This is a genomic window from Terrisphaera buseokensis (genome assembly GCF_047521145.2).
Lineage (GTDB): Bacteria > Verrucomicrobiota > Verrucomicrobiia > Opitutales > Opitutaceae > ER46.
Genome location: NZ_CM134186.1, coordinates 3,652,963 through 3,669,230, shown reverse-complemented (window position 1 = coordinate 3,669,230; position 16,268 = coordinate 3,652,963). Strand labels below are relative to the sequence as shown.

Annotated in this window: 11 protein-coding genes; 9 read left to right on the top strand and 2 right to left on the bottom strand. The window is 65.0% G+C overall.

From position 1 onward, the window contains the following. Positions 1-2 precede the first annotated feature (2 nt). The 8 genes from ACLJEU_RS13745 (at position 3) to ACLJEU_RS13710 (ending at position 11,453) form a co-directional block, all read left to right on the top strand. A complete protein-coding gene (locus ACLJEU_RS13745) occupies positions 3-674 on the top strand; it encodes a type IV pilus modification PilV family protein (RefSeq protein WP_414664385.1) in 672 nt (223 codons plus the stop codon). After that, positions 671-1,714, top strand: a complete 1,044-nt coding sequence (locus ACLJEU_RS13740; protein ID WP_414664384.1) for a PilW family protein — start codon at positions 671-673, stop codon at positions 1,712-1,714. Before ACLJEU_RS13745 ends, ACLJEU_RS13740 begins: the two co-directional genes overlap by 4 nt. A gap of 7 nt (positions 1,715-1,721) precedes the next feature. Then, positions 1,722-5,003, top strand: a complete 3,282-nt coding sequence (locus ACLJEU_RS13735; protein WP_414664383.1) for a hypothetical protein — start codon at positions 1,722-1,724, stop codon at positions 5,001-5,003. Beyond that, a complete protein-coding gene (locus ACLJEU_RS13730) occupies positions 4,979-5,731 on the top strand; it encodes a hypothetical protein (RefSeq protein WP_414664382.1) in 753 nt (250 codons plus the stop codon). Before ACLJEU_RS13735 ends, ACLJEU_RS13730 begins: the two co-directional genes overlap by 25 nt. Positions 5,732-5,830: 99 nt before the next feature. Further along, entirely contained in the window at positions 5,831-8,053 is a 2,223-nt protein-coding gene (locus ACLJEU_RS13725; RefSeq protein WP_414664381.1) for a tetratricopeptide repeat protein, read from the top strand. Between the two features lie 9 nt (positions 8,054-8,062). After that, a complete protein-coding gene (locus ACLJEU_RS13720; protein WP_414664380.1) occupies positions 8,063-8,503 on the top strand; it encodes a hypothetical protein in 441 nt (146 codons plus the stop codon). A 186-nt stretch (positions 8,504-8,689) separates the two neighbouring features. Continuing rightward, positions 8,690-10,093 carry a sulfatase-like hydrolase/transferase gene (locus tag ACLJEU_RS13715; RefSeq protein WP_414664379.1) on the top strand — a complete coding sequence of 468 codons (1,404 nt, stop codon included), beginning with the start codon at positions 8,690-8,692 and terminating at the stop codon, positions 10,091-10,093. 97 nt (positions 10,094-10,190) lie between these two features. After that, positions 10,191-11,453 carry a sialidase family protein gene (locus ACLJEU_RS13710; protein ID WP_414664378.1) on the top strand — a complete coding sequence of 421 codons (1,263 nt, stop codon included), beginning with the start codon at positions 10,191-10,193 and terminating at the stop codon, positions 11,451-11,453. Between the two features lie 44 nt (positions 11,454-11,497). Here the strand turns inward: ACLJEU_RS13710 and ACLJEU_RS13705 are convergent, their stop codons facing one another. Continuing rightward, positions 11,498-12,772 carry a hypothetical protein gene (locus tag ACLJEU_RS13705; protein ID WP_414664377.1) on the bottom strand — a complete coding sequence of 425 codons (1,275 nt, stop codon included), beginning with the start codon at positions 12,770-12,772 and terminating at the stop codon, positions 11,498-11,500. Positions 12,773-13,347: 575 nt separating this feature from the next. On the opposite strand from ACLJEU_RS13705, the gene ACLJEU_RS13700 reads away from it, so the two are divergent. Then, a complete protein-coding gene (locus ACLJEU_RS13700) occupies positions 13,348-14,937 on the top strand; it encodes a family 16 glycoside hydrolase (protein ID WP_414664376.1) in 1,590 nt (529 codons plus the stop codon). Positions 14,938-15,007: 70 nt separating this feature from the next. Here the strand turns inward: ACLJEU_RS13700 and ACLJEU_RS13695 are convergent, their stop codons facing one another. Next, positions 15,008-16,102, bottom strand: coding sequence for a substrate-binding domain-containing protein (locus ACLJEU_RS13695; protein WP_414664375.1), 1,095 nt, complete (start codon positions 16,100-16,102; stop codon positions 15,008-15,010). Between the last annotated feature and the right edge of the window lie 166 nt (positions 16,103-16,268).

The window sequence follows — 16,268 nt, the reverse complement described above, 5'->3', positions numbered from 1 at the left end:
TCATGCGCCGAACCTGTCAGTCCGTCCGAACCGCTTCATCTTCGTCCGGCTTCAGCCTGATTGAGGTGGTGGTGGCCGTGGCCATCTTCGCCATCGGCATGGTGTCGGTTGTCGGACTGTTCGCGCCCGTCGCGCGTTCCGTCGCGGCGTCCTCCGACGCCGAAGCCGCCGCCCGCGTGGCCGAGGCCGTTCGGACCCGCCTCCAGTCCATGCCTTACGCGGACGTGCTGGCCCTCCTCAAGGCGTCGAACAGCCGGGGCCATGACATCACCGACCTCGATGCCCGGATCGATTATGATCTCACGCGCGATCCGCAGCTGCTCTTTGCGAATCGCGACGGTTCGAAAGTCGGCGTCTATGGCGATGCGATCTGGTTGAATCCGACCACGCGCCGCAACTGGGATGGCGAGAAATTCTTCGAAGTGGCGCTGATTCGCAACGAAGCCATTTCACCGAAGTCGAGCACCACGACCGCAACGGACGGCACCACCGCGACGACAGTTCCCGACGCGAGTGCGCCGATGATTGCCTACTCCGCGCGCGTGCGGTGGCCGGCGTTTTTTGCCGACACGGCCACGACTGCGGTGCAGGTGGGCAGCAATCCCAACGCCACCGTCCGCTTCGACCACAGCAAGAAACAGGTGCTGTTCTTCGCGGGATCAATCACCCGATGACATTGCGTCCACCACCGCTCCGACGCCGGGCGCGCTCGTTTTTCGGGGCGCGCGGCTTCACCCTGGTCGAGGTGTTGGTCGCCACCACCATCACCGTCGTGGTCGCCGGATTCATCGTGATCGTGGTGAGCAATGTGTCCGGATTCTGGTCCCGCACCTCCGGCACCGCGTCCGCCGAGGGGCAGGGGCGGTTCATCATCGAACAGCTCACCTTGGATCTGCAGTCCGCGCTCTATCACGACGACGGCAAGACCTGGCTCGCCGCCAATGTGCTGGCCAACACGAACAACACCGGCCTCTGGAATACGACGGGCACGACCGCCTCGGCCATCAAGCCGAACAACGCTGGTGGCTCGCTGCAGGGCATTGCCATCGGCGCGCTGGCAGACGCGCGTTTTGGCGTCGCCGGCACGTGGCTCCGCTTCTTCACCACCAAGCGCGGCTCGAATGCCAGCTTGGCGACCGCCTCGGCCCCGGTGGCGGTCTCGTACCAGATTGTGCGGCGGGCCACCTCGGGCAACGAGGCGCGCAGCACGGATCGGCGCTACCTGCTGCATCGAAGCGAGGTGACACCGGCGAACACGCTGACCGCCGGCTTCGACTTTCCGGCAACGAATTCCCCCTACGCGCCGGGACGCAACACCGCGACGGTTGGCTCGGCCGCCGAGGTGCGATACCCGACCATCAACAGTGTGATTGCCGAGAATGTCGTCGATTTCGGCGTGCGGCTTTACGTGCGCGACACGTCGCTCGCGAGCGGCCTGCGCCAGGTGTTTCCCACGACCAACGCCACGTTGGCCTATGAGGCCAAGTCTCCGGCTTCGGTTCCGGCCGCCGCTGCTCCGTTTCCCGAGGTGGCCGACGTCGTCATTCGCGTTCTCACCGACGAAGGCGCGCGCATCCTGGCGGGCTACGAGGCCTCGCCGCAGCGTGTCACCGCCCCGACCGGCCGCACCGCGCAGCAGGCCTGGTGGGATATCGTGCTCGCCAACTCGCGGGTGTTCACGCGCCGGATCGTGATCAATTCCCGCACCCTATGATTTCCGCATGACGAACCTTCCTCCAGTCGTTCGGTCTGCGGGCCGCGGAAAACCCGCCGCGCCCCGCGGCTTCGCGCTGCTCCTGGTGATCACGCTGCTGGCGTTCATCGTGCTGTTGCTCGTCGGCCTCGCGACCTACACGCGCATCGAGACGGCCGTGGCCGGCAACACCCAGCGACAGAGCCAGGCGCGGGAGAACGCGCTGCTCGCGCTCAACGTCGCGCTCGGGCAGCTGCAGGCCAACGCGGGTGCCGATACGCGCGTGACGGCGGCGGCCGCGGGCGTGCCGAGCGTGCATCCGCAGAAACGATACTACACGGGGGTGTGGAACACCACGGCGACGGAGTTCAACCAACCGGTGTGGCTGGTCAGCGGCGTCGAGACGGGTGCAGCCCAGGACGTGACCCAGGCTACGACTCCCGCCGCAAATCAGGTGATGGTGGTCGCGACCAATACCGATGGTTCGGCGGCGGCCCAAAATGTGATGGTGCCGTTGCAAAACATCACCGTCCCCGGCGTGCCAGGCCAGACGGGCAGCGTGCTCGTCGGCAAATATGCGTGGTGGGTGGGCGATCAGGGCATCAAGGCCCCCGTCGCCGTGGGCGATGGTAGTGAGGGCGTGACGTACGAGCCGTTCACGTCGAATGAACTCCGTTCCCGCATTCGGCAGCAGCTGGCGATCGGCGCTGGAGCCGCGGACGCCTCCGGCAATCCCCAAGCGGAGCCGCGCGATGCCAACAACGCCTCGCTCATGGCGGAGCAGAAGATTGCGACGCCCGGTCAGCTGGCGTTCCTGCGCAGCCCGACCAACGCCACGCTCGGTCTCGCCACGGGACGGACCAACTTTCACGCGTGGTCGCCGAACAACTTCGCGGTCATCGCCAACACCAAGCTCGGTGGGTTGAAACAGGATTTGTCCTTGATGCCGGAGTTGCTCGGGACGCCATTCACCGCGTGGGCCGACTACCCGACCTACATGGAGAAGCCGGCGGCCGCCGGGACCGTGACCAACGGCGAGGGGACATCGACGGCGAGTCCAGCCGCTCCCACCATCCTGCCGGAATATGGGGCGGACCCGGTTCGACGTCGGTACCTGATGACTGCGCAGAATCGCACCGGAAACACCGGCGGCTCGCACCAAGTGGCGCCCATTCTCACGTATTTCCTGCTCTCGTTCAACGTGCGCACCCAGCCGACGCCGGCGGGCAACCCGTCGTCCGGCGTGCAACCGCTGCAGGTGCGGGCGCGCTGGATGGCGTCGCTTTGGAATCCTTATTCGAGCGCGCTGGTGCCAGAGAACTTGCAGATCGACATTACCGGACTGCCGACGGTGGAGGTCATCAACGACGATATGAACCGAGCCGGCCGGGTGGCGTCCGTGTCGACGCAGTCGGCCTTCGGTTTGCCATTCCGCGTTAATCTACCTTGGAACAGCACCGGCGGCACGGCCACCAGTCCGATGGAAGATCGCCAATCGTGGCTGCCGGGGCGCGTCTACACGTGGCGCTCGAAGGAAAATCTCGATGCCGCCGCCGCAGTTCCGGCGACGGGCTTCGACAGCGATTTCTATTCGCGGACGTTGAACGATGGCGGCGCAGGCGTGGTTCGCGCACTCCCCGGCACGGCGGTGGATGGCGACGATCCCTGTCACCTCGTGGGCACCAGCGGCGGCCAGCTTCGGATCAGACTTTATCTCCTGCGGGCCGATGGGACGCGGGTTCAGCTCGGGGATTTTCGTTCCCCGGCGTTCAAGCCCGACTTCGAAACCGCTCCGGAAGCGATCAACAAGTTCGGCCATCAGTTCAGTTATGTGTTCCGTCTTCAGGAGAGCGTGCATACGCCGGCGACTCCCGGCGCTTGGCTCACGACGCCCCAACGCGATTTTCGGATGCGGCAGCTCTCGGGCGATCATTTCGTAGTTGGTCCGGAAGGCGACGATCCCGCTCTGTATAGCGGGAGCTACAGCACGATCAGTAATCCGGATTTACTCCTCGATCGGGCGGAGAATGCGTGGTCGTTCGACCAGGATGTGCCGGTCTTCGAATTGCCCCGTGGCCCAATTCTCTCGATGGGTGCATTGCAGCATTTCCGGATCATTGGCTCACGACCCTTCATGATCGGCAATCCGTGGGGCGTGGATGCCACGCTCAACGGCATCGCACTCGGTGAACTCTTCGACCGCTTCTACTTCTCGGGTGCGACCAAGGATGTTCTACCCGAGGCCATGACAAATGGAGATCTGTTGCTGCCGAATCCGCTGCTGCGGACGCTGCGGAATCCCGACGGCTCGAAGCCCACGGTCGACGATCTGCGTGGTACGGTTGCAGGCGTGACGCCGCCGGCGGAAACGGGCGATCCCGTCGACGATGATTCCATCACGGACGAAACCCCGACGACCGGTGCGACCACGGTGGCCAGTCTGCCGGGCGGTCGCTCGTCGAAGTTCTTTCTGCAGGGCGGCGCCTTCAATCTGAATTCCACCAACGCGGCCGCCTGGCGTGCCGTGTTGCGCGGCGTGAGATTTCCCGCGCCGCAGGCCTTCACCTACCTGGATCTGGATCCGGCGACGGGCACCGCTGGGGATGGCGCGACCGCCTCGGTCACATCGTCCGACGCGCAGTTCTTCCGCTTTTCCCAGTCAGCGCAGGAAACCTACAAGCCCGAGTCGGACACGGACGATTCGGTCACGAAGACGCGGCTCTTTCGTCAGGGCATGCGCACCCTCGAGGCCCAACGCGTGGCGAGTCTGGCGACCCGGATCGCCGCGTTGGTGGCAGCGAAGATCGGCGCTGAAGGCGAAGCCGGCGGACCTTTTCGGTCGGTGCAGGAGTTTCTTTCGCCGTCGATCCTCTACGCTGGCGTGGATGGCAACGGCAACGCCGGCGCGCCGCGCAGTCTGCTGGAAGCCGCGATCGCTGACGAGGCGGTGAACGAGGGGATTGAGTTCAGCTCCCAGTACCTCACGCAGGCTGACATCATGACCGCCCTGGCGCCCGTGTTGTTTGCCCGCTCCGACACGTTCCTCATCCGTGCCTACGGCGAGGCGGTCAATCCGGCCACGAGTGCGACAGAGGGACGGGCGTGGTGTGAGGCGCTCGTGCAGCGGGTGCCCGAGTACTTTGCGGATCCCGCCAATACTCCGCCCGAGACCGATCCCGCCACGTTCGGGACGCCGAGTGATCCTGCCGATCCGGCCAGCGTCCCAACCGCGGCGAGTCAGCTGAACGCCCAGCTCGGGCGCAGATTCAAAATCGTTTCGTTCCGATGGCTCACGCGCTCGGATATTTGAGCGCGAAACGGCGCCGGCTGTCACGGCCGGTCGCGGTCGACGCGATGTTGCGCGCGTGCCTGGGTGTGGTCGTCGCGGTGTGGATCCTTTCGGTTTCGCTGCACGCTCAAACTCCGACGGCAGGGCAAGCCGTGCGTTTCACCGTATTTGCGGCGCAGCCGATCAAGGACGTGGCGTTTGCGCCGCGGGCGAAGGCGGCGCCGCAGAAAGTGCAGTTTTACCCGACCGCGCGTTCGCCGCGCTACGAGTTTCGCGGCGCGATGCCGTTGCGTTTCGTCGATGCGACGACGGGCGCGGTGGTGGCCGAGGCGACGATTCCGCCCGGCCTGCGCGATCCCTTGCTGTTGTTTTCACCGATCGAGCCGGCGGCGGCGGGCGGCATGCGTTACCAGATTGCGGTGCTCGACGATGGCGCGGCGCGTCACGGTCCCGGCGGGCTGGCGATCATCAATTTGAGCGGCCTCGCCCTGAGCGGGACCGTGAATGCGGAAAAGGTCACGCTGCAGGCCGGCCTCAATCCCACGCTACCGGTTGGGCGTTCGGCGAAGATTGCGCTGAGCACCGTGTTCAAGGGGCGCACGTATCAAGCGTACGCTGCGACGACCACGCTGGGCCGCAACGAACGGGCGCTCCTGATTCTGTTTCCGCCGTTCTACAAGGGCGCGCTGGAAGTTCAGTCACGCCTGCTCGTGGACCAGCCGGCCGGACCCACGGCAGCCGCGCGCTAGGACTTTCCAAGAAGGCATATCCGGTGGAAGCGGCAGTTCTCCGTCCACATCGCCCTTGCCGTGCCGGGGGAGTTCATCGACGCTGCGGACTCGAGCCGCATGATTACCCCGTCGCCGACGCAGTCAGGCGCGATTTTTCTCAGTTACGCTTCGCAGGACGTCGAAGCGGCGCGCCGGATATCCGACTCGCTGCGAGCGGCGGGGCTCGAGGTGTGGTTCGACCGGAATGAACTGACCGGCGGTGACGAGTGGGATGCAAAAATCAAGCGGCAGATCCGCGAGTGCGCGCTCTTCGTCCCCATCATTTCCAGCAACACGCAGGCGCGGAGCGAAGGCTATTTTCGCCGGGAGTGGAATCTCGCCGCGCAGCGTCTCCTCGACATGGCTCCCGGGCGACCCTTCCTGCTGCCGGTGGCCATCGACGACACCCTCGAGTGCGATGCCATCGTGGCGGAGGAGTTCCTGCGCGTGCAATGGATGCGACTACCGGGCGGCAACGTGCCGGCGGCCGGTGTCGAGCGCGTCCGCCGACTGCTCGAAGCGCGGACCCACGTCTCCCGAGAGTCAGCGTCGCTCCACCCGTTGCCTCCGCGCGAGCAACCGATCGCGGCAGCGGTGGCGTCACGGCGACCGCGGTGGTGGATTGGCGTCGCGGTTGTGGTGGTCGGGATCGCGGCGTTGAGCGCGTACTGGGGCAAACCCGCCGCGCCGCGCACGAAACAGCTCGCGATTCTGCCGTTCAATTCCATCGGCGACGCACCAGGCAACCAGGTGTTCTGCGACGGCCTGACCGAGACGATCACCGCCCAGCTCACCCAGCTCGAGCAGTTCCAGCGCACCCTGCTGGTGGTTCCCACGTCGGAGCTGCGCAAGGAAGGGATTGCGTCGCCCCGCCGGGCCGGTGCGGCGTTTGGGGCGACCGTCGCGCTCACGGGCAGTGTCCAGCGCGTGGATACAATGGTGCGGGTGACCGTGAACCTGGTGGATGTGAGTTCGCTGCGGATCATCCGCGGCGGGGCCTTCGACCATCCAACCACGGAGCTCTACCGGCTGCAGGATCGCGTGGCCACGCAGGTGGCCGAGTGGCTCGGGCTCGACCTTTCCGACCAGATGAAAAAGGCGCTGGGGGAGGGGCAGACCAGCGTCGCCTCCGCCTACGATTTGTACGTGGAGGGACGCGGGGAACTCACGCGGCGCGACGGCCCCGACGCGATCGATGGCGCGATCGTCCGCCTGCAGCAGGCGCTGATCGCCGACCCCCGCTATGCGCTCGCCCACGCCGCACTCGGCGAGGCGTTCTGGCTGAAATACACCGTCACCAAGAATCGGCAGTGGCTGGAACAGGCGCAGCGGAGTTGCCGGGCGGCGCTGCAGTACGGTGCCCGGCTGGCCACGCCACACGTCACCCTGGCCACGCTGCTCAACGGCACCGGCGAGTATGAGCAGGCGGCAGCCGAGGCGGAGACGGCGTTGCAACTCGATCCGGCCAGCGTCGAGGCCATTCGCGCCCTCGCGCGTGCGTTTGATCGACTCAACCGATCCGCCGAGGCCGAGGCGGCCTTCAAGCGGGCACTCCTGCGCAGCCCGGAGAATCCGCAGCTACTGACCGAGCTGGCGGTGTTTTACTGGCGCCTGGGCCGGATGGCCGACGCGGAAAAACAGTTTCTCCTTGTCGCCCGACTCACGCCTGAAAACTCGCAGGTCTATCGAAACCTGGGCGGGCTCTACGTGATGATGGGACGGCCCGAAGAGGCCGCGACCGTTCTCGAGAAATCAATCGCGCTGAGGCCGACCGCGTCCGCCTATTCGAACCTGGGCACGCTGCGGTTCCAGCAGGGACGTTACGCTGATGCCGCCGGCCTGTTCGAGCGGGCTGGCGGACTGAGTCCGCGGGATTATTTGCTCGTGGGTAATCTCGGCGATGCCCTGCGTTACGTTCCGAACCGGGCCGCAGAGGCGCGGGAAACGTATGCCCGCGCCATTCGCCTCGCCGAGGAGGCGCTGCGGGTGAATCCCAAGGATCCCGCAACGCATGCGAGCCTCGCGCGCTATCATGTGTTCAGCGGAGACGGCCGCCGGGCGCTGGAGGCCATTGAGCAGGCCCGCGCGCTGGGGCCGGCGAACGTCCCGGTAACGTTCAGTGCCGGCATTGTCTATGAATGTGCGGGGGACCGGGAGCGCGCCTTGGACGCAATCGCACGCGCGATCAAAGGCGGTTACTCGCGCACGGACATCCTGCAGGATCCGGATTTGAAAAATTTGCGTGCGGATGCGCGCTTCACCTCTCTCCTGTCAGCATCAACCCCAGTCACCTCAAAATAGTCACACCCCATGCAGCACAGAATTGAATTCTGGTATGTCCCCGCCACAGATAAGTTCGCTTACAAGATAACCCCGCGGAATCCAAATGGCGCGAAACGCGCGAAGGTGAAACATCGCGACCAGATGAGATGGCGGTGCGACGATGGGTCTTGGAAGGTGACCTTTAAAAATGAAACCCCGCTAATCGACGGTTTCGGGAACCCGATTTTCGAAGTCACGGGCGGCGCGGGCGGGACATTCGGAGGATATATTTCGGCCGCTACTCCCGCTTCGACGAGCTATCCCTACTCAGTGGAAGTCGACCTCGGCGATGGCGGTCCGCCCAAGCAAGAGGATCCCGAGATCATCATCGACGACTTCCCTGACATGTCCCGACGCCGCAAGGTCGGTTCCACCCGGAACAAGCCGGGCCCGCAGCGACCGAAGAAAAAGAAAAGGAAGAAGAAGTAATACCAATCGCCCTTTGCCTTTGGACTTTAGCCGTGGCCACTCGCTGGCGCTCGTAGCCACGATCGATCCAGAAGTCCAAAAGCAAGGAGCGATTGGTATGAGTTCTAACGGGACAGTGTGCCCCGGGACCGCGACCGCCCTCGGTCGCATCGGAATCGCGCCCTGTCTCGCAGCACCCATCCACTCATGAAAACTCCCTCGATGCTTTTCTTTGCCCTGCTGGCCTGCGGCGCTTGCGTAACCGCGACGTGCACGGCCGGCGCGGCGACACCGCCATCCGGCCGCCCCAACATCCTCCTCATCGTCGGCGACGATATGGGCTATGCCGATGTCGGTTTCCACGGCTGCAAAGACATTCCGACGCCCCACCTCGATGCGCTGGCGGCATCGGGCGTGCGCTTCACCAACGGCTACGTGTCCGGTCCGTACTGCTCGCCGACGCGCGCCGGGCTGCTCACGGGTCGCTACCAGCAGCGCTTCGGCCATGAGTTCAACGGGGGTGGCGAAGGCGGTGGTTTGCCGCTGACGGAAGTGACCATCGCGAATCGTCTGAAGACGGCCGGCTACGCCACGGCGCTGGTCGGAAAATGGCATCTGGGCGCGAAGGACGCGATGCATCCGCAGCAGCGCGGCTTCGACGAATTCTTCGGCTTCCTCGGTGGCGCGCACAGTTATTTCGATCGCACCGGCATGCTGCGGGGCACGAAACAACTGGAGGAACTCGACTACACGACGGACGCCTTTGGCCGCGAGGCGGTCTCCTTCATCGAGCGGCACCGGACGGGGGCACCGTGGTTTCTTTATCTGGCGTTCAACGCCGTGCACACGCCGATGCACGCGACCGACGAGCGGCTGAAAAAATTCTCCCACATTGCGGACGAGAGACGGCGCACCTACGCGGCGATGATGGCTGCCATGGACGAAAACATCGGTCGGGTGAGAAAAGCACTCGCCGCTTCCGGACAGGAACAGAACACGCTCGTGTATTTCATCAGCGACAATGGCGGTCCGAACATGCCCGGCGTCACCGTCAACGGTTCCATTAATCTCCCGTTGCGCGGCTCGAAGCGCACCACCCTGGAGGGCGGGATTCGCGTGCCGTACATCATCTCGTGGGCGGGGAGGATCAAACCCGGCGTATTTGAGCTTCCTGCGATCCAACTCGATCTCAACGTGACGGCGCTGGCCGCGGCGGGCGTCGAGGTGAAACCGGAGTGGAAGCTCGACGGCGTCGATCTCATGCCGTTCCTCACCGGGGCGAAAACCGGCGCGCCCCACGACGTGCTCTACTGGCGCTTCGGCGATCAAATGGCGATCCGCGTCGGCGACTACAAACTGGTCCGCTACGATATGAATGTGGAGACGCGTTCCGGAAAGAAGCAGCCGGCGAGCGAGGTCAAACTGTACGATCTCGCCCGCGACCTCGGCGAAACGAAGAACCTCTTCGCCACCATGCCGGACAAGGCGAAGGAGCTGCAGGCCCGGTGGGACGCCTGGAATGCCACCTTGATGAAACCGGCGACGGGCGGGGGCGGCGGCGACGACGACGGGGACGAACCGGGGCGGAAAAAACGCAAGAAGGCGGAGTGACTGATCCGTTGCGTCCATCGACGGGCCGAGAAGGCAAAGTCGCGCGGGGTGCCGGATGCGCTGGCAAACGGCCGGGAACATTTTAAATCCTCCGGCCATGAACGGCACTGGCATGGGACGGCGTGAATTCATCCAACGGGCGTCGCTGGCTTTCGCCAGTTGCGCCGTGGGCCACCGGTCGGCGTTCGCCGCGGCAGGGCCGACGTCGCCCCTGGTGGCGGCAATCGAGAAGACGACATTACGCGGTGGGCCCGACGAGGCGGCCGCGTGGTTTCATCCGCGCGCCTGCTGCCTGCCGGGGCGCGACGGCCCCGTGGTGTTCATGACGCTCCAGGATATCCGCGGCTCGGATTTCTTTGGTCCCGTCCATTGGATGGAGTCGCGCGATTTGGGGCGCACCTGGACCGAACCGCTCCCCGTTCCGGCCCTCGGTCGCATCGTCCTCGCGCCGGGCAGCGTGGAGGGTGTCTGCGACGTCGTGCCCGAGTATCATCCGCCCACACGCTCGGTCCTCGCGCTCGGTCACAACGTGTTCTACAACGGCCCGCGGTTTCACAAGGAGCAGCCGCCGCGCTGTCCCGTTTATAGTGTGTGGCGCAACGGCCAGTGGAGTCCGCGCCGGAAACTGGTGTGGGATGATCCGCGCGGTGCCTATATCTATTCGAACGGTTGCAGCCAGCGCCTCACGCTCCCCGACGGTGACATCCTGCTGACCTTTTCCTTTTGCGCGAACAAGGGCGACCGGCACGCCGTGATGGGCGTGCGGTGTTCGTTCGATGGGGAAACGCTGGCGGTGAAGGCGTGCGGCGAGCCGCTCACGCACGAGCAGGGTCGGGGATTGCTCGAACCGTCCCTGGTTCAATTCGACGGACGGATTTTCATGACGCTCCGCGCCGAGGACGAGCGGGCCTATGTCACGACGAGTCGCGATGGCCTGCGCTGGGAGCCGAAGCGGGCGTGGACCTGGGACGATGGCGAGCCGCTGATCACGGCGTCGACGCAGCAGCACTGGCTGGCGCATTCGGCCGGGCTCTTTCTCGTGTACACGCGGAAGGACAAATCGAACGCGCATGTGTTTCGCTGGCGCGCGCCGTTGTTCATGGCGCAGGTGAATCCGCGGACCCTGCAACTGGAGCGGTCCACCGAACGCGTGGTCTTCCCCTTGGTGGGCGACGTCGTGCGCGAGCCCGGACGGCCGGAGAGCGGGATCTACGAAATGGGAAATTTCCACACCACGCATGTCAGCCCCGATGAATCGTGGGTGACCGTGGGCGAGTGGCGGCCGCGCAATGCGAACAAAGGCGATCTGCTGGCGGGCCGCATTCGGTGGAGCCAGGCCAACCGACTCGCGCCGGGCTGAGTTCGGCCCGATGCCTTGTTCCGATTGGAACGTGGGCGTCAACCTCAGGGCAGCCAGGGGCCTCGGGGCTGCGTCGGAGGTTCGCCGTGCAGTTCGCGCAAGACGGAGGTGATGGCACTCACCAGATCGACATCCAGCCGGACCAGACGGCGCTGCAGGTTCTTCAGCGCTGCGATCATTTCCGGCGTGGCGAGCTTCAGCTCGGCAATCACGACGAACAGGTCCTCGAAGCGGCCGTACTGCGTGATGCGGCCCGACCCGTCGGGCCGGGCTGCGAGCGGGAGCCGGCTCATGATATCGATGAGCACGTCTGCCAGCCGCGGATCGACGGGGCGGCTCTCCCAGGCCATGGCAATCCCGGCGCTTTGCCATGTGGGGTCCGGGCTGCTCAGAGCGGTGACCATGACGTCGAAGGCATCGGCGCGGTGGAGCAAGTGCTCGACCGCGATTGCGCTCCCTGCGCTTTGCAGCTGGGCCAATGCCATCACCTGCGCCAGATCGCTTTGCGGCGTGAGCTGGAGCGCGGCCCAGAACTGGGCAAATCCAGCCATCTGCCGGGGGAGATCATCAGGCGGTTCTGCTTTCGGAAAACCAGGCCGCTGCCGTCGCGCGCGGCAATCGGCCTCCAGCGCGGCGAGTGCCTCCGCAGTTTCGCAGCGCGCGTCTGCTGGAAGATAGATGAGGTCGCGCCGCTCCAGCCCTGCGATCGTCGGCCAGCGGGTTGAAAGGTGGGGACGTGCAGCCACCCGGGGCCAGGGCGCGAGCCAGTCGAGAACGGTGGGTGGCACGGCCACCGAAACGTAGGCATGCCACGCATTGCCCGTGTGGCGGCCGTCGTCACCGATGACGCGACTGCACGTGACCGTGCCGCAACGCATGCACGCATTGACGCCGGCGTATTCGATCAACACCGCGCGGTGGAGGGCCGGATCGCAGTCGCAGGCGACGGCCACTTCTCCCAGGCGGGTTTCCGCCGGCAGCGGCTCCCGGGCAGCGTGCGCCCGTGCGGATTTCGGCGGGGGAGGGGGCGGAGGCGGTGACGGCGGGGGCTCGGCGGAGGGTTCGTTCCCTCCGAGTTCAAAATACTCGCGCATGTGACCGTTCCTCGGTCCGCTGGTGCTGCCGAGAGAAAAGTGGAGCCGAGAGCTCGCACCGGTTTGCTCCCAGTCGATCCATATCTCCCGTTCCGTCGTATCCAAACCCATCTGACGGATGATGCCTGTCTCACCGGCGCGGTGCAGCTTGCCGCGGGCGTCGGTGAAGTCGCAGATCACGCGTACGGCGTGATCGGGGCGGAGATGATCGATCGTGCAGGCCATGGTCGTTTGCTGCTGCAGCCGGGGCGCCGCTGACGGTGCGGCCGGTGCGTGGCAGGTAAGCGTGCGTTCGCAGTTCCCGGCGAATCGAGCCAAATCTTTGGATCGACTACGTCGCGTTCTGCAAAATCGGGCTTGAGCGGTGACGAACAGCACGAACGGCGAGCGACCGCTCCGTTGCCTCCCTTGCCTGCTGTGCAGCACCTGTTCAGGGAGCAGGCCATTAAACCCCCTGTCCGCCAGGACCTGTGGTATGCCCGCTGCGGATACGCCGGCGCTGTAGTCCGGTTTGGTCGTCGCGAAATTGTCCTTCGTGAGATCGAAGGTTGCGATTGCGGTGACTCGATTTCGCCTCGGCCAGTCCGCAATCCGCAATCTGAAGTCCGCAATCCGAAATAGGACGCCTGCACTTCTCCCCGCCGCCATTCGGTCCATTCTGTTGATTCTGTCTCAAGCACACATTCGGATGCACGTCGGGATGGTTCGGGGCAGAGGACAGAATCTACCGAATGGGGGATTCCGCGTTGCGCCTTTCGCCGGGGCTGTAATTCTTCGGCGGTCCGCCCCTTTTACCTCGTATGAAGTCCCGCGTTTTCTCCTTCGCCGTCGTCGCCCTGTTTTTCATCGCTCCGCTGCTCGTTGTTCGCGGCGCCGAGCCGAAACCTCCGGAGGGATTTCGCGCTCTCTTCAACGGCAAGGATCTCACCGGCTGGCACGGGCTCAATCCGCACTCCGTCGTCAAACTGACCGGCGAGAAGCGCGACGCGAAACTCGCCGAAATGCGCGCCGAGTTTTCGCAGCACTGGCGGGTCGAGCAGGGCGAACTCGTCAATCCCGGGACGGGTCCGTACGCGACCACCGACGAGGAGTTTGGCGATTACGAGATGCTGATCGAGTACAAGACCGTCGCGAAAGCGGACAGCGGCATTTATCTCCGTGGGCAGCCGCAGGTGCAGATCTGGGACCGGAACCAGGTTTTCGATCCGAAGAAGCCCGACCGCCGTCCGCACCTCGGCTCCGGTGGATTGTTCAACAACACGCCCAACACCCTCGGCCGCGATCCGATCATGGCGGCCGACAAACCGTTTGGTCAGTGGAACACGCTCCGCATTCGCCAGATTGGCGCGCGCGTGTGGGTGACGTTCAACACCCGGCTCGTCGTCGAGGGCGCGCCGATGGTGAATTACTTTGAAAAGGGAAAGCCGTTCCCCGCGCGGGGGCCGTTCATGCTGCAGACGCACGGCGGCGAGATCCGCTGGCGCGCCATCTACGTGCGCGACATTCCAGCCGACGAAGCCAAACGCGAACTCGCCACGCCGCCGCTGCCGAATCCCACGCTCTACGATGTCGCCTACGGCCCGCACCCGAAGCAGCTGATCCATTTCTGGAAAGCCGAATCCGCCCAGCCGACACCGCTGCTGCTCTTCATTCACGGCGGCGGTTGGAATGCGGGCGGCCGGCTGAGCGGCCTCAGTGCGATGCTGCCGGAAATGCTGAAGCGCGGGATCTCGGTGGCATCGGTTGAATATCGTTTCATCGCCGAGGCCACGGCCGACAAGGTTTCGCCGCCGGTGAAAGGTCCGCTGCACGATGCCGCACGCGCCCTTCAGTTCATCCGCAGCCATGCGGCGGAATGGAACATCGACAAGACCCGCGTTGCCGCCAGCGGCGGCTCCGCCGGCGCCTGCACCTCGCTCTGGCTCGCGTTCCACCCGGACCTCGCCGACCCCGCGAGCAGCGATCCGATCGCCCGCGAGTCCACGCGCCTGCTGTGCGCCGCCGTCAACGGCGCCCAGACCACGCTCGACCCGCAGCAGATGAAGGACTGGACGCCCAACAGCACCTACGGCGGCCATGCGTTTGGCCTCGGGAAGTTCGACCAGTTCCTTGCGCAGCGCGGCACGATCCTGCCGTGGATCGCGGAGTATTCGCCCTACGCGCTCGTAACGCGGGACGATCCGCCGGTGTACCTTTTCTACACCGTGGCGCCGGGCCTCGGCGAGCCGCAGAAGGATCCGACACACACGTCAAATTTCGGTGTGAAGCTCCAAGAGCACCTTCGGGACCATGGCGTCCCCTGCGAACTGGTTTACCCCGGCGCGCCGGACGTGAAACACGCCACAACGCAGGACTACCTCATCGCGATGCTCACCGCGCCGCGGCGCTGAGCGTGTGGTCTTGTCCGCTGGTGGGCGATGTCGTGCGCGATTTCGGCGTACCGTTACACCAAGGCCGGCTTCACGTCGTCTCGGGTCGGGCGATGGACGCTCCCTTGACGAAGGTGGGCAGCATCAGTGTCGACTTCACATACCGCTGGGCCGGCACCGATCGCATGGTGCGCATCAACGCGGAGAAGAGCTGTTTTGCCCGCGCCTGCGAGTCGCACACATAACGGCTCGGTTCCACCGGAAGGTAGCGCAAGCACACGTCGTCATCGCGACAAAGGAGCGAGATGTCCCGGGGAACGTGCAGGCCCTTTTCGGCGAGGATGGCCGCGACCGATAGGTAGTGCAGCGGGTTGACGACGAACAGGGCCGTGGGCGGCAGGCGCACCGACAGGAGGCGCGCGATCAATTGCTCCAACGCCTTGACCTCGCCTCGATGCCTTAGCACCTGGCCGGACGCGTCCTGGCCGAAGTGGCCGACTGCCTCAAGAAAACCCTGCTCGGTTTTGCGGTGCCCGGCCCAGTCCGAATCATTGATGAGCAGTGCAATTCGCCGATGGCCGTGGCGAAGCAGCGTGTTGGCGGCATGCCGTGCGGTCGCGAGCATATCGATATCCACGAAGGGGAGAAGAATTCCGTCATGCGCCGTTCCCTGCAGAACCGTGGGCAGGCCCTGCTCAAGAAACCAAGTCTGGCAGGCCTTGTTGGCGGAGCCGAGAATCCAGGCATCGCACGCGTAACGACCGACGAGGCGTTTGAGCGCCGCCGCGGGATGCCGCGAATAGTAGTGCTTGTGGTAGTACGTATCGAGGCGGAATCCGTTCGGATAAAGCAGCGCGCGCAGATTATCGACCACGCTGCTGTACGGTTGGATTTCGCCCACCGGTAGAGGCAGCAGCATTCCAATCGTTCGCTCCGGTAAACGGCTCGGGCGGACGCGAGGTCGGCCGATGATTCGACTCGTCACCCCGCGTGACGTGCAGACGAGATGCTTCTCCCCGAGGATCCTGACCGCGGCGCGGATGGTCCGACGGCTGACCTGCAACTTCGCCACGAGTTCACGTTCACCGGGCAGGCTCTCTCGCAAGACGCCGCGGCGGATGTCCTCCTCCAGGCGACGGGCCACTTGCTGCACGAGGGTCAGATATCGCGGCGAGCTGGAGAACATCGAACCTGAACATGCGGGGTGCGCCGCGGGCGTCACGGCTGGAATTGATCCGTCCCCGAGGAATTAGCCCAAGCGCGTGACGGGCTGCCTCGGCCGCCGGTGACTCCCGGGCCTTGGACAGAATGAACAGAATAGACAAAAATTTTCGGACCACGCCGGCCGGGCA